Below are 20,730 nucleotides of genomic sequence, written 5' to 3'. Positions count from 1 at the left end.
GTACTTAATGAAATCTAAGCTATTTATGGCCGGATCGCCTGCTCAATCTGCTCTAACTGAGGATCGTGTTTCAACAGTGCATTCCGCACTGCGTTCACCGCTTCAGCACTAATATAGCCTTTTGATGCCGCATGTTCGGCTGCCATTAAACTGTCAGCTACTAAAAGCATATCAACCTGTTGCTGTTGGGCTTTAGCCGCGAGCGCTTCAACTTGCTCATCGCGCGCCTCCTCTGAGCTAACGTCACGAATATAGATAGCTTTAATGCGAGTAGGCTTTTCGGCTAGTATCGTGCTAAAAGCCTCTGGATCTTTTTGCCCACTGTCGCCAATCAAAATAAAATTCAAGTTAGGATACATATCCATTAAGCTGAGAATGCTACTGGTTTTGTGTTCTTTATGATCTTTCATACCGTCAGCGTGTAAGCCCCAATCACGCAGGAATAAGGGGCCGAGTGGAATCTGATTAATGCGCATAAAATCGACCAGAAAATCGTACAAATTCCATGGACTACTGGAGACATAGAAAATGGGGCGTTGTACCTTACCACCTTGTGTCAACGCTTGATAAAGCTCACCCACACCCGCAAAGGGCAAACGTGAAGCTGGACTTTCCAAGAAAGTCAGGCGTGCCATAGTTAGTAAATTATTAGCATCTGTAACGACAATTGTATCATCGATATCACTCACAATGGCTATATCGCACTCAGGGTGTGGTATACAGACTTGCCCCTTGACCGGTTCTGGCAACTTCTCCAACATGTCTTGCGGTGGAGCGCTAATGTCAAAATCATGCCAGAAAGTCTGCACATCACTGGAAGCAGGGGTTGGTACACTAACTTTGAAATAGCCCTCTTCATCTGTGACTGCCACGACCTGCTGTCCACCCACTTGAATGTTCAAGTTAAGATGCGGGATCTCATCACTGGCAAAACGCTGATAGGCATCCACGAGATTATTCCACGTTGACTCTTCATCTTTATTGTCTAAATCGTCCTTTTGCTCTAGGACACGCCCACGCAAGATCAAGGTTTCTTGATTGCCATAACTCAGGTAAGGCACGATTTGTAATGGCTGGTCATAGCCCAATTTGTTTTTCAATCGATAACGTAAATGATCAAAATGTGTTTCAACAGAGTGCCCAATGCGGGTAATTGTTTCTTTCCAAGTGGCCATCGTGCTTCGTCCTTTCTCAGTGGATAAAACTACATTACAACAAATTTGCGTTTAATGCAGTTTACCGGCGTTTAAGCCAGCATTAACAATCGCTATACTAGCGCTCCCTAATATTGCTGAGTTTCCGATGGCTTCTTTATATCCGCAAAGTACCCAAACCTTGTTAGACAAAGCCAGTGCATTAAGTGGTGCAGGGTTTGATATTATCTATGATCAGAACTTACCAATAGCTTCTAGCGTGCGCTTGGCGGGACGAGAAGGACGTGAACGCCATGAAATTATTCTGCGCTTACCTAGCGATGAAAATAATTATTTAATTGCTTGGCAGGCTGCGTTTGTATTGCATCAATACCAAATGCCTGAGACTGAACGCGCTAATTTGCGCCCTGAACCTAGTGTATTGGCGGGTGTGAAAAGTGATTTATTGGCTTTACATCCCTCAATTCCCATCGCACAGCGCGAGGCTTTTACTGAGCATGTATTAGGGGGAATTTTAACGCAATTACGCTCTGTACCGATTGGAATGCTCATTGATATTGCCTTGCACCGCGACTATCCCGAATTGCACGCAACCCAACAACAATCCTTAACACATCAAGTGGTAGAACATATTGCCTGTCTGCAAATGACCACCGATCTCTTCCCTAAGACCCTGCTGCGCGCTAATCAGGTCATGAATGCAGCGCAAGCCTTAATGGTGGCAGAGTTATTTGAGATGCCGGGCATTTTTGAACCCTATAAAACCGTAGGGATGGAAGCGGCTGCCACTTTGTTATTGGAAGCTTGCTTACACCAAGTATTTGACGAAACCTTAGATCGCGAATTGATTGATACATGGGCGCGTTATTTGGGAATTGAGGACTGGTATCGCTGGGCTTAAAGCCCAGTCCTTATCCTGCTAACAACTAAATAATGTGTTCAGAGTCTAAGTGATACCTACCGTTAGTATCGAGCCAGTGGCAAAGGCAATTAATTAAACAGATTCATTATTTATATTGATGACTTAAGTGCCGACGAAGTCGCAATTTTTCCGTTCAGAGCATGTTAATGACCATTCATGCTTCTTAAACTAACTCAAATCATTAGTAAAAATTATTATAGCCCCATCAGCCAGACACAAGCACTACACTGGCAGAAACCCAAAAAATAACGACTGAAGACTTAGCGACACTCCTTCAGCACAATCGATACGTGACGCAATAAATAACAATAGAGGTCAACATGTATAACTTATTTGGCAATGTTTGCAACAACACTTCTACCTCTGGTACTTATGCCAATCGCAGTGCAGGCAGTTTGTCACCGACTTATAGCAATACTAATTTTTCTAGCTTATTTGGCACTCTCAGCAATCCCTATAATCTGTCTTATGGCTCAGGCACCCACACTAATTTTTTCGGTTTCGATCAAAGTTCCATTACTAATCTAGTGCAACAAAATTTACGCAACTGGTGTGGCTCTGGCTCAACTGGAACCACTAGCTTAAGTGGTAATCGCTCTACGGTTATTGGCAACAACAACCCATCCACTGGTAGTCGTGTTGGAACTGGCACGCCTAGTGTGAATTGGAGTGGTTTTTCGGGCAATCAATGCGCTATCAATATTCCGCCAGAGACCGCTGACAATAATGTGGTGCAATACAAAAATGCCAATGGCGAATGGAGTCGTTTAGTGCCTGGCATTAGTGTAAGTGGCTTAAGCCCAGACAATATTCGCTTATTTAACCAGACCCAAGGCTCTTATATTATGGGTAATTCTTCGGGTGCAGTGGTAGCGCGTAATAGTGATGGTAGTTTAAGTATTTCGTTTGAAGATCGTCATGGTTCACGCGCTGAAAACGACGGTGATTATAACGATGTGGTCGTAACCTTAGGCATGTCTAGTTCAACAGGTTCGCGTGACCTAGGACAAACCGTGGTAAACCCTGATAGTGATTTAGTCATGGAAGGTAGCAACCCAAGCAGCACCACGGTAGTAACAGGTAATTCAAACCCAAGCTACTCCGGTCATTCTACTACTGTAGTTTCCGGTAACTCTAATCCTAAATATTCTTAATTAGCTTTCTAAAGCTAGGACTGCATTTAACTAAAAACAGTAAAATTTCAACGGCATCAACGCTGATGCCGTTATGCTTTTTTCGATCACACTCACCTACACTAAAGTATTAGGATTGATAGAGCTAGCACTACTGGTGTAATCCACCAAGACTGGCTAAGATGGTGCGCATTGCTCTATTCAAAGAAGCCATGACCCACTCCCACTATCAATGTATTTATCAGGTCGTCCATCAAATTCCTGCTGGAACAGTTGCGACTTATGGTGATGTCGCACGCTGGGCGGGTTTGGCGCGTCATGCACGCCTAGTTGGGTATGCCTTACATCATTTGCCTGCTTATTCTGATGTGCCTTGGCAACGGGTAGTCAATGCACAAGGTGGTATTAGCTTAGGAAAAATCAATGCGTTTGGCGCTATGGAACAACGTGAGTTATTGGAGCAAGAAGGTGTTTCCTTTAAAACAAATGGCCGCATTGATTTAAAACGCTTTCGCTGGCAACCTGATCCACGCCAGTTTCCTCATGACATCTTGTAATTACGTCCCATTCATGTCACACAGCAGCGCTATGCAAGAATCGCCATTCGACCCCCAAGATTTTCTTAAAACCGTCCCGCATAAACCCGGTGTTTATCGCATGATCGGCAAAAATGACGAAATTTTGTATGTGGGCAAGGCTAAAGACCTACGCAATCGTGTGAGTAGTTATTTTCGTGGCACCGCCGCCAATTCGCGTATTGATGCGATGGTTAAGCAAATATCCCGTGTGGACATCACCGTCACGAATACCGAAGCCGAAGCGCTCTTATTAGAAAATAATCTGATTAAACAGCATTTGCCACGTTATAACATCCGCTTAAAAGATGGCAAAGGCTACCCCTATATTTACATCTCTACCCAGCAAGCCTACCCTCGCATCCAGTTTTATCGCGGTTCGCGCAAACAGCCTGGACAGTATTTTGGCCCTTATCCCAGTGGGGGCGCAGTAAGCCAAACGCTGTATGTGATGAAAAAAATCTTCAAAGCGCGTCAATGCGAAGACAGCTATTTTGCAAATCGCTCACGCCCTTGCTTGGAATATCAAATCAAACGCTGTAGCGGGCCTTGTGTGGGTCTCATCAGTCAAGAGGATTACGCGCAAACTATTAAGTACGCTATCCAATTTCTCCGCGGCGAAACGCAAACGGTCATCACTGAATTAGTCGCCAAAATGGAGAAAATGGCCGAACAGCTCCATTTTGAAAAAGCTGCGGAATATCGCGATCAAATTGAAGGTTTGCGTCATATCTCCCAACAACAATATGTGACAGGCGACGATGGTAGCTTAGTCAATCTGGATTTGGTTGCCTTACACCTCGACTCCGGCCTAGCGAGCGTGCAGGTTTTTACCATACGCAATGGAAACAATTTAGGAAATCGAAACTTTTTCCCCGACTTACCCGACGAAGCGGCTGACCCTGCGGAAATTATGGCCTATTTCCTAGCACAATATTACTTAGGACATGATATCCCCCATGAAATTCTGCTCTCAGTGATGCCTACTGAACCCGATTTATTAGAGGAAATGCTAACGCTTAAACAACAACGCAAAGTTAGCCTACGCCAACCGCAACGGGGTGAACGTAGCAAATGGATGGAGTTGGCGCAAAAAAATGCCGAACAAGCCTTGACTATGCGCTTATTGTCCAAAACAGGTATGCAGGAGCGTTTACACGCCTTAAAAGAGTCTCTGCACTTAGACCAGTTACCAACACGCATGGAATGTTTTGATATTAGCCATACCCAAGGTGAAGCAACTGTCGCCTCTTGTGTAGTTTTTGATGCGAATGGACCACTGAAATCCGACTATCGTCGCTACAATATCGAAGGCATTCAGGCTGGTGATGATTATGCCGCGATGCACCAAGCCTTGATGCGACGCTTCCGTCGGGCGAATACGCCTGATGCCAAATTGCCTGATATTCTATTCATTGACGGCGGTAAAGGACAGGTAACACAAGCCTTGGATGTGTTAAAAAACCTCGAAATTCAAGGAATTGAAGTGATTGGCATTGCAAAAGGTGAAGGACGCAAACCGGGTTTAGAAACTTTATTGATTGAACAAAACACCACAAGTTTAAACCTGCCCGAGCATTCTAAAGCGCTACACCTGATTCAACAGATTCGGGATGAGGCGCATCGTTTTGCGATTACAGGACATCGTGCACGCCGTCAAAAAGCGCGCCTACAATCCCCATTAGAAGCGATAGAGGGTTTAGGCGCCAAACGGCGTCAGTTATTATTGAAACAATTTGGCGGACTGCGCGCTATTGAGCGAGCCAGTGTCGAAGAGCTGGCTAAAGTAAGCGGCATCAGTCGTTCTTTAGCGCAAAAGATTTACGATACTTTTAATGGAGACAGTTAATTCATGCCCCAAAACCTGCCTCTCTTGCTTACGTGGCTAAGAATACTGTTAATTCCATTAATGATTCTGTTTTTTTATATCGAAAAGCCGTGGGCACCTTTTATGACGGCTCTGATCTTTGGTCTAGCTGGCCTAACCGATTGGGCTGACGGCTATTTAGCGCGTAAATGGCAACAAGAATCACGCTTTGGTGCTTTTCTTGATCCGGTGGCTGATAAATTAATTGTAGCAGTTGCGATGTTATTAATTGTGGAACGCGAAGCGAGCTTTTGGTTTACCATGGCCGCTGTGATTATTATCGGTCGTGAGATTGTTATTTCAGCATTGCGTGAATGGATGGCGCAAATGGGCGAACATGGCAAAGTTGCCGTAGCTTATATTGGTAAAGTTAAAACTACCGCACAGATTATTGCACTTATTTTTTTACTCTATAATCAATATTTATTAGGTTTGCCACTGCGCGCACTTGGCATTATTGCCCTGATTATTGCATGCGTATTAACGCTTTTATCCATGCTGCAATATTTAAAAGCAGCTTATACAAGCTTTAGATTGGCTTAAATGCCTCAATAAAGGGGCTATAGCCCCTTTATTCAAAAACATGAAGCTTATCGATAACTGTCCATCGGTGGACAAGAACAAACCAAATTCCGATCCCCATACACGTTATCAATGCGATTCACAGTCGGCCAATATTTCGCAGTCGGCATAACCCCTCTTGGAAAAACCGCTTCCACGGGAGAATATGGTCTGTTCCAGCCTTGCGTTAAATCATCGAGTGTATGTGGCGCATTGACCAAAGGATTATTATCGGCAGGCCAGACACCTTCTTGCACTTTGCGAATTTCGTCACGAATCGCAATCATCGCATCGCAGAAACGATCTAACTCCGCTTTGGGTTCCGATTCGGTCGGCTCAATCATCAATGTTCCAGCGACTGGGAAAGACATCGTGGGCGCGTGGAAACCATAGTCCATCAAGCGCTTCGCAATATCTTCTTCAGTAATGCCGGATGCAGCTTTAAGGGGGCGAATATCGATAATACATTCATGCGCCACCCGCCCATTGGCACCACGGAAGAGTACCGGATAATGTTCCGACAAGCGCTGCATCATATAATTGGCATTCAGAATCGCCATTTGCGTGGCTTGTTTCAGGCCATTCGCGCCCATGAGCTTAATGTAAGTCCATGAAATCGGCAGAATCGAGCCACTACCATAAGGTGCTGCCGAAATTGCACTATTGCCCACGGGTGCATCAAACGGCGGATTGACCACATTGCTCGATAAAAATGGTGCCAGATGCGCTTTCACACCAATCGGCCCCATGCCAGGTCCACCACCACCGTGTGGAATCGCGAAGGTTTTATGCAGATTGAGATGCGATACGTCAGAGCCAAATTTACCCGGTTTCGACAAACCGACCTGCGCGTTCATATTCGCGCCATCCATATAAACCTGCCCGCCGTACTGATGCACGATCTGGCAAATTTCCACGATGCCCTGCTCAAACACACCGTGCGTAGAAGGATAAGTAACCATCAAGCAAGATAAATTCGCCGCATGTTGCTCCGCTTTAGCACGTAAATCGGCTACATCGACATTGCCATTCGCGTCACATTCAACCACTACAACTTTCAGATTCACCATTGCGGCTGAAGCTGGATTCGTACCATGTGCCGAACTAGGAATGAGGCACACATCGCGATGGCCTTGCCCTTGACTTGCTTGATAGCGACGAATCGCTACTAAACCCGCATATTCACCTTGCGCGCCCGAATTCGGCTGCATAGAAATCGCATCATAGCCAGTAATTTCCACTAGCCACTCTTCCAATTCCTTAATCATGGCGCGATAGCCAACGGTCTGCTCATTGGGCGCAAACGGATGGATATTGGAAAATTCAGGCCAAGTCACCGGAATCATTTCCGCCGTGGCATTCAATTTCATGGTGCATGAGCCGAGTGGAATCATGCCATGTGCCAACGAAAAATCTTTATTTTCCAAGCGTTTCAGATAACGCAGCATTTCCGATTCAGAATGGTGCGAATTGAACACAGGATGGGTCAGGAACGCGGAGCTGCGCTGATAGCCAGACGGAATACCACTGAAGTTTTCTGTAAGGACTACTTGATCTAAAGCAGCAATCGTTAGGCCGTGCCCAGCACCAAGTAGCACATCGAATAACTCAGCAATATCTGCACGGGTTTTAGTTTCATCCACACTAATCCCAACTTGGGACTCAGAAACTTTGTGCAGATTAATTCCTGCGGCTAAAGCACGCTCATACGCCTCTGCGCTCTCCACTACGATTGTATCGAACCAAGTATCATGCAATAGCTTTGCGCCTTTTTGCTGTAATCCTTTGGCTAAAATCGAAGTTAAACGATGAATGCGACCGGCAATTTTCTTTAAGCCTGCAGGACCATGATACACCGCATAAAAGCCTGCCATATTCGCCAATAAGGCTTGTGCCGTACAAATATTCGAGGTCGCTTTCTCGCGGCGAATATGCTGCTCGCGGGTTTGCATCGCCATGCGCAATGCCTGCTTACCGTGGCTATCAATCGACACGCCAATCACGCGCCCCGGCATAGTCCGCTTATACGCATCTTTGGTCGCAAAATAAGCTGCATGTGGCCCACCAAAACCCATAGGCACACCAAAACGTTGGGTATTGCCAATCACCACATCGGCACCCATTTCACCCGGCGGCTTGAGTATGACTAATGCCATTAAATCTGCTGCGACACAGACTAACGCTTTTTGTGCATGCGCTTGTTTAATGGTGGCCTCTACATCAACCACTTCACCACTGGCCGATGGATATTGCAGCAATACGCCAAACACTTCATGCTGCGCAAGCGCCGAAATCTTGTCAATAATCAGCTCAAAACCAAAATATTCGGCACGCGTTTTCAGAACATCAATAGTCTGTGGAAACACGTCATCGCTGATAAAAAACTTATTGGATTTCAACTTATTGGAGCGTTTACATAAGGTCATCGCCTCAGCAGCAGCTGTAGCCTCATCCAGCAAGGAGGCATTAGCAATGTCCATGCCCGTTAAATCAGTCACCATTTGCTGATAATTCAGCAGACCTTCCAAACGACCTTGTGAAATCTCTGGCTGATACGGCGTATAGGCAGTATACCAACCCGGATTTTCCATCACATTGCGCAAGATGACGGGCGGCACAAGCGTATCGTAATAGCCAAGGCCAATATAAGACTTGTTGACCTTATTCTGCTTGGCCAAAGCTTTTAAGTAAGCCAAAGCCTCCGCTTCGGTTTGGCTATCGCCCATGGCTAAGGGTAAGTGGGTAAGGATATTCTCAGGAACAGTGCTTTGAATCAGCGCCTCTAGAGAACCTGCACCAACCGCTGCTAACATCGCTTGGGTGTCGTCTTCGGTCGGGCCAATATGGCGCGTGATAAAATCCTCACGCTGTTCTAAATTGTACAAACTTGCCATCTAAGCTACCCTATTATGCTTCATCAACACTAGATGCGTAGGTTTCAGCATCTAATAAGCTATCCAATACATCCATGTCTTCTACCCGCAAGGTAAACAACCAGCCATCACCATAGGGATCACTATTGACTAGCTCAGGATTGTCCAAAACTGCATCATTAATATCCACGACCACCCCTGCTACTGGTGCATAAATATCGGAGGCTGCTTTGACGGACTCAGCCACCGCAAGCGCATCTTCCGCACCAAATTCAGCCTCGACTTCAGGTAGTTCAATATGCACCAAATCACCTAATAACTCTTGCGCATGATCAGTAATACCCACGGTAATCGTGCCATCACCGTTATCACGTACCCATTCGTGAGAAGTGGTGTATTTCAATTCAGATGGAATTTTGCTCATGATAGATTTCCTTGATAATTAAGCTAAAACGGATTTGCCGTGACGCACAAAGTTGGGCTTTACCACTTTGGCACGATGTAATTTACCGCGAATATCAACCTGACAATGTTCGCCGCAACTGGCAGGAACACGCGCCATTGCAATCGCTAAACCTAAAGTGGGTGAGAAGGTGCCGCTGGTGATTTCACCCTCCCCCCCCTCGCAGTGCACCTTCATGTGAGAGCGCAATACACCCTTATCTTCTAGCACTAAACCAACAAACTTGTGTTGCACCCCTGCTGCTTTTTCAGCTTCCAGTGCTTTACGCCCGATGAAATCACGACTGTTAGGCTCCCAAGCGATGGTCCAACCTAAACCTGAAACCAGCGGAGAAGTGGTTTCATCCATATCGGTGCCATATAAGTTCATCCCCGCCTCTAAACGTAAGGTATCACGTGCACCCAAGCCAATCGGTGCAATACCTGCTGCTAAAATCGCATCCCAAACCTTTTCCGCCTGAGTCGCCGGAAACATCAATTCGAAGCCATCCTCGCCGGTATAACCAGTACGCGCAATAAACCAATCCCCTATGAATGCGCCTGTAAATGGCTTCAAGGGTTCTGCAATAGCAAGCTCATGAGCAGGCATTAAACTAAATACTTTGGTACGGGCGTTCGGCCCTTGCACGGCCAGCATCGCTAAATCAGAGCGCTCAGTGAGTGTAGCCTGATAGCCTTGGAGCTGTTGCTGCATCCACGCAATATCTTTCTCGCGCGTTCCAGCGTTCACCACAATGCGATAAAACATTTCATCGATGTAATACACAATAAGATCATCAACAATCCCTGCACTGTTATTCAACATACAACTATACAAAGCCTTGCCTGAGCTAGTGAGCTTGGCAACATCATTCGCTAAAAGATGCTGTAAATAAGCCTTACTGTCAGTACCTTTTAAATCCAGAATGGTCATGTGGGATACATCAAAAACCCCCGCGTCACTACGCACTTGCTTATGCTCTTGTAATTGAGAGCCATAATGAATCGGCATTTCCCAGCCTGCAAAATCAACCATTTTGCCGCCAGCGGTGAGGTGTTTTTGGTAAAAGGGGGTACGTTTTGTGCTCATAATCCTTCTCAGTACAAAGCCAATAAAAAAGGGCGCTGAATAGCATCCTATTCAGCGCCCCTCTGTCCTTGTACCTGAGAGATTCCTGCGATTTAGGCAGTTAGTACCCTTCGGTGAGCAATGTGCTTCTCTCCAGAGTCAACCGTAGTGACAGTCCTTTTGCCTGAGCGTTTATGGGCTAAATGCGCCTTCGGCGGCCTCTAAAGAGGCTCTCTTCTGCAGCTACCATTGTTGAGGCCACATTGTATACTAGCTCAAAGTATCTTCGAAAGCTTTTCTTCAATACTTCACCCATTGCAAACGTTGTGGGGTATATGCTAATTCATTAGGGCCAATAAATTGGAAAGGAATCGAAGCTAACTCACCATTCGCTTGTCTACGTAAAATTGCAAAATGAAGATGAGGGCCACTAGAAGAACCTGTATTTCCTACTTGCGCAAAGCAGTCACCCCGCTCTATATAATCACCCACACGCACGCGAATACTGCTAGGTTTTAAATGCTCATAATCTTGGATATTTCCTAGCTGATCCAAAATATAAACATAATTTGAATTATGCGTATCGTTACCAAACCAACCTGCACCATCGTATAAAGCAACGACTTTTCCCTCACGCGCGGCACAAACCAGTTCACCCTCCTCCATTACTAAATCAACCGCATAATAATTATAAGTGCCCTGATGGGTTTGTGAGCCACCAAAGCCTTGAGAAACCAGTACTTTTTTGTTGCTCTCGAAAGGTGGGTAATAAGCGGGGCCGATAAGTTGTCCGGCATTGACAATTTGACTGATCAGTATAAGGCTAAATAAGCCAATTAATATTCTCACTGTGAAGCTCCCTCAAGCTTTGAGTGGGAATTAGCATAACAAAACTACGATAATCTTGTCTTGCTACACTTCAAAAAACTAAATGAAACCGCTTTTACTCAGTAATTCAAGACTTATACCTTGCTCAGTCGTATTTTTTGCCGCTTGCTCGCCTAATACTAAGCGTTCTAAATAACGCGCAATTAAATCCACTTCCAAATTTACTTGAGTGCCTGCCTGATAGTAGCTCATGATAGTTTCTTGCAAAGTATGTGGAATAATATTCAATTCAAACACAGCACCCTCAACTTGATTTACGGTCAAGCTAGTGCCATCGACACAAATCGACCCTTTCATAGCAATATATTTAGCAAGATGATCGGGAGCACGCAATTTGAAGCGCACTGATCGCGCATCATCATGGCGACTGATAACCTCACCCAAACCATCTACATGACCACTGACTAAATGCCCGCCTAAACGCGTTGCTAAGGTCAATGCCTTTTCTAAATTCACCTTGGAGCCACGCGTCAATTGACCTAGGCTAGTCAAAGATAAAGTTTCGCGTGATACATCCGCAGCAATACTACGTTCTGATCGCTCAATCGCAGTAAGACAAACCCCATTCACAGCAATACTATCGCCCAAGGCCACATCGCTTAAATCTAATTTGCCGGTATGAATGGTTAAGCGCAAATCACCACCGCGCGCTTGCAAATCCTGTAATGTACCCAGCGCTTGAATAATCCCAGTAAACATTCTTCTTAATCCTTATAATGCACCTGTGCTTGAATACGCCAATCTTTGCCAACAGCACGTAGATCTTTAATCTCTAAATTAACCCGATCTTGCATCTGTGTAAGAGGTAAATTGAATAAAGCATGTGCATCAGAACCCATAATATGCGGAGCCATATAAATCAGTAACTCATCCACTAGACCCTGCTTCAATAAAGCTCCAGCTAAGCTTGCACCACACTCCACGTGAATTTCATGTAAACCTTCTTTCGCTAAGTGGTTTAGCACCTGCGGTAAATCTAAACTGCCACCCTGCAACACAATAACGTTTGCCCCTGCTTGCTCCAAGCTTTGCTTCTGTTCAGCATTCGCATTCAAGGTATAAATACGTGTTTCACCTTCAATTTTTAGAATCTTAGCTTGCGGAGGAGTGCGTAATTGCGAATCCAAAATCACTCGTACAGGCTGGCGCACCTCGCCTTGAATCTGTAAGTCTTTTGCACTTAAACGTACGTTTAAAGCAGGGTCATCATATAAAATAGTACCAATACCCGTGAGTATTGCACTCGCCTGTGCACGCCAAAACTGTACATCACGCCGTGCAACCTCAGCAGTAATCCACGTGCTTTCACCGGATGCCATCGCGGTACGACCATCTAAACTCATTGCCATTTTCAAACGCACGAATGGCTTTTGCTGCTCCATGCGTTTAATAAAGCCTATATTTAAAGCACGTGCTTCATTAGCTAATAAACCTGCTTGGGTTTGAATACCCGCTTGTTGCAAGCGTGCCAAGCCACGCCCAGCGACTAAAGGATTAGGATCTAAGCAAGCGGCGATAACGCGCTTCACACCTACTTGAATTAAGGCATCGGCGCAAGGTGGGGTAAGTCCAAAATGCGAACAAGGTTCTAAGGTGACATACACGTCGGCATCACGTGCTTCCGCACCCGCTTGGCGCAGCGCATACACTTCAGCATGTGGCTGCCCTGCCCGCTCATGCCAACCCTCACCAATAATCTTGCCATCTTTTAGAATGACGCAACCAACACGCGGATTTGGATGCGTCGTATAGAGGCCACGCTGCGCCAACTGCAAGGCTCGTGCCATGAAACCATAATCAGCCGGTGAAAAAATTTCAGTACTCATCTGAATCTAAATCAGCCAGTGAATGCGTTGACTTTTTCAAGGGATGATTTTCCATCTGGTCAATCATGCGCCGAAACTCAGCCACTCCATTAAAGCGCTGATAGACTGAGGCAAAGCGAATATACGCAACTTCATCTAAATTGCGTAATTCATCTAAGACCAATTCACCAATCTGGGCAGAGGAAATTTCACGCTCCCCGCCCACTAAGACCTTTTTGCGGATGCGGCTAATCGCTGCTTCGGCTTGATCAATCGTAATCGGGCGCTTTTCCAAAGCACGCATAATACCAGCCCGCAACTTTTCATCGTGAAACGGCTCACGCGCTGCATTCGATTTAATCACGCGCGGCATCGTCAATTCCGCTAGTTCATGCGTCGTGAAGCGTTCATTACAAGCGCTACAACGTCTACGCCGCCGCACTTGATCCCCTTCATTCGCCAGCCGCGAATCGACGACGCGCGTATCATCCGCACCGCAAAAAGGACAACGCATCGCTTAAGCTTGGTACACAGGGAAACGTTGGCAAATAGCAAGGACTTTCTGCTTCACTGCCGCGATGACCGACTCATCATCCATATGATCTAACACATCCGCAATCCACCCACCCAATTCGCGACATTCCGCTTCTTTAAAGCCACGGGTCGTAATCGCTGGTGTACCCACGCGAATACCACTGGTCACAAAAGGAGATTGCGGGTCATTCGGCACACTGTTTTTATTCACCGTAATATTGGCTTTTCCTAAGGCCGCATCGGCTGCTTTGCCCGTCAAACCTTTGGCAATCAAATCTACCAACATTAAATGGTTATCGGTACCGCCTGAAACTATGTTATAGCCACGTGCCATCAGTGTTTCAGCCAACACCTTGGCATTGCGTACGACTTGCTGTTGGTAGGCGGTAAAATCAGGCTCCAAAGCTTCTTTAAATGCCACCGCTTTGGCAGCAATAACATGCATTAAAGGGCCCCCTTGGATACCGGGAAAAACCAAAGAATTGAATTTCTTTTCCAAATCAGGATTAGACTTCGCTAGAATCAAACCGCCTCGTGGGCCGCGTAAGGTTTTGTGCGTCGTTGAAGTAGTCACATCCGCAATATTCACAGGGCTCGGATAAACACCTGCCGCTACCAAGCCGGCCACATGTGCCATATCCACCATAAAATAAGCGCCAACTTTATCCGCGATGTCACGGAATTTCTGCCAATCAATCTGACGTGAATAGGCTGAAAAACCAGCCACGATCATTTTAGGCTTGTGCTCTAGTGCTAAACGCTCAACTTCATCGTATTCAATATAGCCTTCACTATTGATGCCGTATTGCACAGCGTTATAGATTTTGCCCGAGAAATTGACTTTTGCCCCATGTGTCAAATGACCACCATGCGCCAAGCTCATACCCAACACGGTGTCACCCGGATTCAATAGCGCCATATAAACGGCCGCATTCGCCTGTGAGCCTGAGTGAGGCTGGACATTGGCATAAGCGGCACCGAATAAAGCCTTGGCACGGTCAATCGCTAGTTGTTCTGCCACATCCACATATTCGCAACCGCCGTAATAGCGCTTCTCAGGATAACCTTCCGCATATTTATTGGTAAGCCCTGAACCTTGTGCCTCCAGCACCCGTGGGCTGGCATAGTTTTCCGATGCAATTAGCTCAATGTGCTCTTCTTGGCGACGTTCTTCCGCCACCATGGCCTGCCACAATTGATCATCATAGCCTTGAATCGTCATTGTTTTTGCGAACATGCTGCTTAGCGCTCCTGACAAGTCGAATATATTTAAACGCGTATCATAACAATAAACCCATAGACCGCTAGGCACAAAAATTGGCAAGTTTTGCCATACAGACAGATAAAATAAGCGAGAGGATGATAAAGCACTCCCCAAATCCCACCAGCAGTTAGTCAGATCCTGCGTCAAGCAGTCTGTCCAGCTCGTAAAATGCTTTAAGTATACGTCTTAGGTCTTTAAAAGTAGGTAAAGTTACTAAGGTTACATTTATCAACTATAAAAATTATTTAGCGAAATTAAGATTTTTATTTATTGAGATAAGGCATTTCTTAATCCTAACTCATTCATAAAATTTATGGAACTTTTTCTCACTAGACTGCCACAGATCGCGCCCTAGCTAAGGCTGGCCTGTATAGCCTTGCTGATCTTAAACCTCATCCTAGTGAACTTTCTAGTAACGAAATTCATATAAATGTCAGATTAACTAGCACAAGCTCATACAGCAAGCCTTCAGCATTCATTAATTTTTTATTCATAAAAAGCAATTTATAATTCCCGCCAGCCACCTGTATGGGCATGCAGGTAGCTCATTTATTTCATCACACAGCAAAAGTTCTTTTCAAATTAGGGGGAAAAAATATGGCTACAACACACACCGTAGGGCGTTTTGCTATACTAGTCGTAAGTGCCGTTTTTAGTGTAAGCACTAGCCAAGCATTGGCTGCAGGTGATGGGTCTTCGGTACCGTACAAAGTCAGTATGACACGGGAAAATCCGAGTAGCCCATTACGCAAATCGACTATTATGGCGCACGTCAAGCAACTCTATCCGGGGCGGATTTTATCTATCATGGAGGATAAAACGCGTGGCGATGACTGTCATATTGTAAAACTTATGGGTAAGGATGGGGAATTCCGTATTATTCACGTCGCTTGTACTAGCTGAGGCAGCTAATACTAAAGTTGGCTGCGAAAAACAATACCCAGAACACTAAGCTGGGTATTTTTTTGTACAAATTATTCAGATAACTGGTGTCATCTTGTTAAGGTTCGCGGTATGATGCTTATTAGATAAGCAGATTCAGGGCGTAAAGCTTATCGCTAACACTCTAGACTTTTAATAATTAACACTAATGATGGACTTCTATGCGTGTACTTGTTGTTGAAGACAAAGCACCCATTCGCGAACAATTGGCTAGCGATTTGAAAAAAAGCGGTTTTACCGTAGATGTAGCCAGCGATGGGGCACAAGGGCTTTATATTGCCACTGAATATCCTATTGACATTGCTGTCATCGATTTGGGTTTACCCCATGTCACAGGATTAGAAATCATAAGGAATGTGCGCGCTAAGGGTTTGGAATACCCGATTGTCACTCTCACCGTGCGTGATCGTTGGGAAACCAAGGTCAAAGTATTAGAGGCTGGGGCTGACGATTATTTAGTTAAACCTATCCATGCTGAAGAATTAGCGACACGTTTGCGTGCGTTGTTACGCCGCACAAAAGGTTGGACACAAGCGGAACTAAATTGTCCGCCTATCCGTCTGAACTTGTCAGAACAGCGTGTTTATATCCATGAAAACGAAATTACGCTGACTGCGTATGAATATCGCGTCTTAGAGCACTTGATGCTTCATGCCGGACAAGTAATCTCCAAAACACACTTAACCAATAGTTTGTATGAGGAAGATGCGGATCGCGATAGCAATGTTATTGAGGTGTTTATCCGTCGTCTACGCCAAAAGCTTGACCCAGATGAAACCATCAATCCCATTGAAACACTACGTGGGCGGGGTTATCGCTTTACCTTAGATTGCCAACGCGCTAATAACAGTGCTTAATTGATAAAATTTTAACTGGCTTTCACTCATGATGGGTTCTCTGCGTAGCCGCCAATTGGTTAGCGGCTTTACGATTATTGTTATTGGTATTCTGATACTGGGTATTTTACTCAGTATCAGTATTTATCAACGTAAAACGGATGCGATTAAAGAAGAACTCGAACGCACAGCCACCGATTTATTAGGTTTTATCGAGTTTGATCATGGCCGCTTTTTAATTCCAGAGCGAACGCTGGATGCAGCCAAGAACTTTATCAGCATCAATAAACTTGAAGAGGATGAAAAACGGCGCTTTGCCTATATTTGGAATAGCGAAACTAATAGCGTCGTTTGGAGCTCTTTGGACAATGATGGCGTTGACCAAAAGCAAGTATCTACCTTCTTCGCCTATTTTAATTTCCCTAAACTATTTACTGATCCTGATATCGGTAATGTAAGCCCTGCGGCGAAAAAACTGTACTCCGTTCCCGAATTTGGCGTCATTGACCCCACTTTTAAGCCGGAACAATATATGGTGGCAGCACAAAAGTTTATGTTTAGGGAAAATGCTGATTCGCAAACGAGCCAAGCGCGTCATTATTTATTTATCGTCGCGGAATCCATGTCAAATGTGGATAAAGAAATCGACGATTTAGTCATGATCTTCTCTATTTTATTTTTTGCTTCGGTGATCTTGATCTTAATCGCTCAATTGGCATCCAGTTTCTGGGTTGTTGCACCGATTCGCGAATTTGAAGAGGAAGTGCGTAGTATCGAGCTAGGTGAAAAAGAAGCGATTCAACAGGAATATCCTGAAGAATTAGTTCCAATCAAAAACACAATTAATGCGCTGATTGGTTATGAAAAAGGCCAAAAGCAACGTTATAAAGATTCTTTAGACGATTTAGCGCATAGTCTGAAAACACCTTTAGCTGCTATTCAATCACACTTAGAAGGCGATAGCTTCAAAGATTTAGCGCCAGACCATCCGGGCTTAGCGGGCATTGCGACTGAAATGGAACACATGCATGAAATCATTTCACGTCAATTACGTAAAGCCATGGTCACTAGCGAAAATGCTATTATTATGGCGCAACCCATTCGCCCAATTTTAACGCGTTTAGCGACCACAATGCGCAAAGTTCATCGTGATAAAGATTTTGAAATTCGTATCAATGTGGATGAGTACGCGAAGTGTCGCTTAGATTCGGAAGATTTAATGGAGCTATTTGGTAATTTGATCAACAATGCTTGCCGTTTTTGCGATCGCTTGGTGGAGGTTTCCTCACATCGCGATAATGACATGGTCGTGATTGATATTGACGACGATGGCATGGGTTTCCCCAGCGAAAATCCGGCCAAACTGCTAAAACGTGGTATCCGCGAGGACAGTAAAACCGAGGGTCAAGGGATTGGCTTAGCCGTCAGTACTGAAATTGTGGCCGCTGTAGGTGGAAAAATTGAACTCTTGGTTTCACCTTATGTAGGTGCACGCGTCCGTTTATACCTGCCTGCTTAAAAAAGCATTGAGCCTGCGCCACAACTGGCGTGGGCTTTTGCATCTGTTTAGTCAAAGCTTGAATATAGCGCTCACTGACTAGGTTAACTCTTATTTTCTATTCCCCAATAATTCGCGCGCGCTATTAATTGCTCTCGGCTAGCGTTTCCCTCCAAACAAGCACGTGCCAATACTCCCGTCACGCGCCCTGCTGCAATACTAGCACCACCATTACCGCCACCGACCGGCCAAGGTGAGGCCGCAAAATCGACCATTTCTGTACCCAGCCATGAATATTCGCCCTCGGCACAGCGCGCATCACCAGATGCCTTGATAACGCCTTTATAACCAGCCGGATAAACGGCCTTACCACGTGCTGGCGCTGAGGCAACCACGAAGCGAAACTGCTGACAAGCTAAAGCAAAAACCTGCTCCGTTGCAGCATCAGGTGTAGGAAAACCGAAACTACAATGCAGTATCGTCCCATCAACGAGCAAGGCTACCTCAAGCTGCTCTATAACACGTTGACGATTAGTGCTTAGTGACCCACTAAAGACAGGAAAAGGGAGAATGTCGGCTTGAGGACAAAAGACATGAATGGCAGCAGCGACCGCTCTCGCATGCTGTGCCGCTGGTGTCGTTAAACTGGGTTCTAAAGGGCCATCCAACAGAACAATCCTTATCATACTCCCCCTAACTCAATGCGTTGATCATAAGGACTAAAAATTGCTTCGTCACCATGTGCTACAAAAATACGGGTCGTGTGCGGAAAATGCTGGTCTATATTGGCGACTACTTGCTGCGCGGTGATACTGTCTACTTCCGAGAGTGACTCATCCAGAATAATGACCTGAAACGGTAATAATAAGGCGCGTGCAATCGCTAAACGCTGACGCTGCCCACCGGAAATATTTAAGCCACGCTCACCTAAAGACGCATCTAATCCACCTAACTCAAGCACCCAATCTGCTAAACGCACATAGCTCAATACCTGCCAAATCGCTTCGTCGCTTACTGAAGGGTTAACCAAGCTAAAATTCTCACGCACGCTACCATGAAATAAAAAAGCATTTTGGGGTAACCAGACAATAGCACGGCGTAAATCTACTAAGCGTACTTGATGAATATCGCTACCCTGATAATAAATATGCCCTGACTCAGGTTTTAAAAAGCCTGCCCATAAGGCACATAAAGTGGATTTACCTGTACCTGATGCACCTCGCACCAAGACTTTGCTAGCCGCTGCAAGCCTCACACTGTATTGACTTAATACGGGCTTTTGTTGAATGTGAACACTCACCTGCTCTGCAACTAAATCCCCTACTGTATGCTGCAAGCTTAAGCCATCTGCTCGGTCTGGAATATCGGATTTAGTTAACATCAGGCCATCGAGGCGCGCTACCGCCGCTTTTACACGGGCTTGCGCGTGATAAATACCCAATAGAGTACGCATAGGCCCTAGCAGAAACCCAAGATAGGATAAAAAAGCAATCAGGCTCCCGAGAGGCATAGTGCCCTGAATCACCCAATAACCACCGACCAATAAAATCGCTAGACGCCCGAAAGCACTGGCTAAAGCAGGAAAGAGATTGACGGTTTCATTCCATAATTGCTGGGCTAGCAAAGCTTTGGCAACCTGCTCTTGCACTCCTAGCATCTGTTGGGTACGCACCTTTTGGGCGGATAAAGCCTGTAGCCAAGGCACAGCGGCAACGGATTCATTTAAGAAAGCCGCTAAGCGCCCGCGTTGCTCACGTACTTCGGTAGCTCGGGCTTGTGTACCCGCACGCACCTTCACTAAAAAGAATAATTCGGCAGGAGCGAGTGCAATGACTAATAATGTTAGTTGCCAATTCAGCCAAAGCATAAACGCAATACTGCCAACTAGCCTCACGATAGCACTACCGCCCGCTAACAGTGTATCAAAAGCAAATTTTTGCAATTCTGCCGCATCGCCATCTAAACGGCTCATCACTTCACCTGTGCGGAGCTTGGCATGTTGACGGGGTGATAATTGTAAAACGGACTGAAACAATGCCGCACGCACGCCATTTAACATGCGTAATGAGAAGCGCAAATGCTGATAGTTATTAAAAATACCGCTCATTAAAGCGATGAGGCCGATAATAAATAAGGCGATGCTATACTGCACGAGCGCTGAAAAATCTTGCTTTAGCAGCGCCTGATCAATCACCAGCTTGGTTAAATAAGGTGCTAATAATCCGCTGATGGAGGATAGTAGGGTGAAGGCGGCCAGTGCTAAGACTGGCCGGTAATAAGGTTGCAATAGGGGCGTAATCCATTCGGCTGATTGAGCGCCAAATAAGACCCGCCCCGTGCCATCTAAGAGTGAACGCAAGATCAAGAT

General features: G+C 45.5%; 19 protein-coding genes and 1 riboswitch. Of the genes, 8 read left to right on the top strand and 11 right to left on the bottom strand.

The genetic code is table 11. The annotated features are described in order from the left end of the window. Positions 1-23: 23 nt before the first annotated feature. Complete coding sequence (locus A3IE_RS0102225) at positions 24-1,175, bottom strand: App1 family protein phosphatidate phosphatase (RefSeq protein WP_020393950.1); 1,152 nt, start codon at positions 1,173-1,175, stop codon at positions 24-26. A gap of 127 nt (positions 1,176-1,302) precedes the next feature. Between A3IE_RS0102225 and A3IE_RS0102220 the strand changes: the two genes are divergently transcribed. The 5 genes from A3IE_RS0102220 to pgsA all read left to right on the top strand — a co-directional run bounded on the left by A3IE_RS0102220 (position 1,303) and on the right by pgsA (position 6,194). Then, positions 1,303-2,055 (top strand): hypothetical protein, encoded by a 753-nt coding sequence (locus tag A3IE_RS0102220; RefSeq protein ID WP_020393949.1) that lies wholly within the window; start codon positions 1,303-1,305, stop codon positions 2,053-2,055. 341 nt (positions 2,056-2,396) lie between these two features. After that, the gene (locus tag A3IE_RS0102215) at positions 2,397-3,230 is read left to right on the top strand and encodes a hypothetical protein (protein WP_020393948.1); all 834 of its coding nucleotides are present in this window, start codon (positions 2,397-2,399) and stop codon (positions 3,228-3,230) included. A gap of 161 nt (positions 3,231-3,391) precedes the next feature. After that, a complete protein-coding gene (locus A3IE_RS0102210) occupies positions 3,392-3,766 on the top strand; it encodes an MGMT family protein (protein ID WP_020393947.1) in 375 nt (124 codons plus the stop codon). Positions 3,767-3,797: 31 nt separating this feature from the next. Next, positions 3,798-5,633, top strand: a complete 1,836-nt coding sequence (uvrC, locus tag A3IE_RS0102205) for an excinuclease ABC subunit UvrC (RefSeq protein ID WP_020393946.1) — start codon at positions 3,798-3,800, stop codon at positions 5,631-5,633. Positions 5,634-5,636: 3 nt separating this feature from the next. Next, positions 5,637-6,194 (top strand): CDP-diacylglycerol--glycerol-3-phosphate 3-phosphatidyltransferase, encoded by a 558-nt coding sequence (gene pgsA, locus A3IE_RS0102200; protein ID WP_026154732.1) that lies wholly within the window; start codon positions 5,637-5,639, stop codon positions 6,192-6,194. 47 nt (positions 6,195-6,241) lie between these two features. On the opposite strand, the gene gcvP is transcribed toward pgsA, so the two are convergent. From gcvP to glyA, 8 genes are all read right to left on the bottom strand, one after another. After that, a complete protein-coding gene (gene gcvP, locus A3IE_RS0102195) occupies positions 6,242-9,106 on the bottom strand; it encodes an aminomethyl-transferring glycine dehydrogenase (protein ID WP_020393944.1) in 2,865 nt (954 codons plus the stop codon). A 13-nt stretch (positions 9,107-9,119) separates the two neighbouring features. Then, positions 9,120-9,509 (bottom strand): glycine cleavage system protein GcvH, encoded by a 390-nt coding sequence (gene gcvH / locus A3IE_RS0102190; RefSeq protein WP_020393943.1) that lies wholly within the window; start codon positions 9,507-9,509, stop codon positions 9,120-9,122. 18 nt (positions 9,510-9,527) lie between these two features. Further along, positions 9,528-10,616 (bottom strand): glycine cleavage system aminomethyltransferase GcvT, encoded by a 1,089-nt coding sequence (gene gcvT, locus A3IE_RS0102185; protein WP_020393942.1) that lies wholly within the window; start codon positions 10,614-10,616, stop codon positions 9,528-9,530. Positions 10,617-10,757: 141 nt separating this feature from the next. Beyond that, positions 10,758-10,845, bottom strand: a riboswitch (glycine riboswitch). Between the two features lie 50 nt (positions 10,846-10,895). Further along, on the bottom strand, positions 10,896-11,444 hold the full coding sequence (locus A3IE_RS19680) for a M23 family metallopeptidase (protein WP_020393941.1): 549 nt from the start codon (positions 11,442-11,444) through the stop codon (positions 10,896-10,898). 78 nt (positions 11,445-11,522) lie between these two features. Next, entirely contained in the window at positions 11,523-12,182 is a 660-nt protein-coding gene (locus tag A3IE_RS0102175) for a riboflavin synthase (RefSeq protein ID WP_020393940.1), read from the bottom strand. A 5-nt stretch (positions 12,183-12,187) separates the two neighbouring features. After that, positions 12,188-13,309, bottom strand: coding sequence for a bifunctional diaminohydroxyphosphoribosylaminopyrimidine deaminase/5-amino-6-(5-phosphoribosylamino)uracil reductase RibD (ribD, locus tag A3IE_RS0102170; RefSeq protein ID WP_020393939.1), 1,122 nt, complete (start codon positions 13,307-13,309; stop codon positions 12,188-12,190). Continuing rightward, positions 13,299-13,802, bottom strand: a complete 504-nt coding sequence (gene nrdR, locus A3IE_RS0102165) for a transcriptional regulator NrdR (protein WP_020393938.1) — start codon at positions 13,800-13,802, stop codon at positions 13,299-13,301. The genes ribD and nrdR overlap by 11 nt, the downstream gene beginning before the upstream one ends. 3 nt (positions 13,803-13,805) lie before the next feature. Beyond that, complete coding sequence (gene glyA, locus A3IE_RS0102160) at positions 13,806-15,059, bottom strand: serine hydroxymethyltransferase (RefSeq protein WP_020393937.1); 1,254 nt, start codon at positions 15,057-15,059, stop codon at positions 13,806-13,808. 624 nt (positions 15,060-15,683) lie between these two features. Here glyA and A3IE_RS0102150 point away from each other — a divergent pair. From A3IE_RS0102150 to A3IE_RS0102140, 3 genes are all read left to right on the top strand, one after another. Next, the gene (locus A3IE_RS0102150) at positions 15,684-15,989 is read left to right on the top strand and encodes a hypothetical protein (protein WP_157832822.1); all 306 of its coding nucleotides are present in this window, start codon (positions 15,684-15,686) and stop codon (positions 15,987-15,989) included. A 200-nt stretch (positions 15,990-16,189) separates the two neighbouring features. Next, a complete protein-coding gene (locus A3IE_RS0102145) occupies positions 16,190-16,885 on the top strand; it encodes a response regulator transcription factor (RefSeq protein WP_020393934.1) in 696 nt (231 codons plus the stop codon). Positions 16,886-16,913: 28 nt separating this feature from the next. Further along, on the top strand, positions 16,914-18,383 hold the full coding sequence (locus A3IE_RS0102140) for an ATP-binding protein (protein ID WP_020393933.1): 1,470 nt from the start codon (positions 16,914-16,916) through the stop codon (positions 18,381-18,383). Positions 18,384-18,466: 83 nt separating this feature from the next. Here A3IE_RS0102140 and A3IE_RS21810 read toward each other — a convergent pair whose 3' ends face one another. Together A3IE_RS21810 and A3IE_RS19670 are read right to left on the bottom strand one after the other, a co-directional pair. Beyond that, positions 18,467-19,048, bottom strand: coding sequence for a S8/S53 family peptidase (locus A3IE_RS21810; RefSeq protein ID WP_157832821.1), 582 nt, complete (start codon positions 19,046-19,048; stop codon positions 18,467-18,469). Beyond that, positions 19,045-20,721 carry an ABC transporter ATP-binding protein gene (locus tag A3IE_RS19670; RefSeq protein ID WP_157832820.1) on the bottom strand — a complete coding sequence of 559 codons (1,677 nt, stop codon included), beginning with the start codon at positions 20,719-20,721 and terminating at the stop codon, positions 19,045-19,047. The genes A3IE_RS21810 and A3IE_RS19670 overlap by 4 nt, the downstream gene beginning before the upstream one ends. Positions 20,722-20,730: the final 9 nt, after the last annotated feature.

The sequence above is a fragment of the Thiolinea disciformis DSM 14473 genome, assembly GCF_000371925.1.
Lineage (GTDB): Bacteria > Pseudomonadota > Gammaproteobacteria > Thiotrichales > Thiotrichaceae > Thiolinea > Thiolinea disciformis.
The sequence above is the reverse complement of the archived record's forward strand: the minus strand, read 5'-3'. Positions and strand labels throughout refer to the sequence as shown.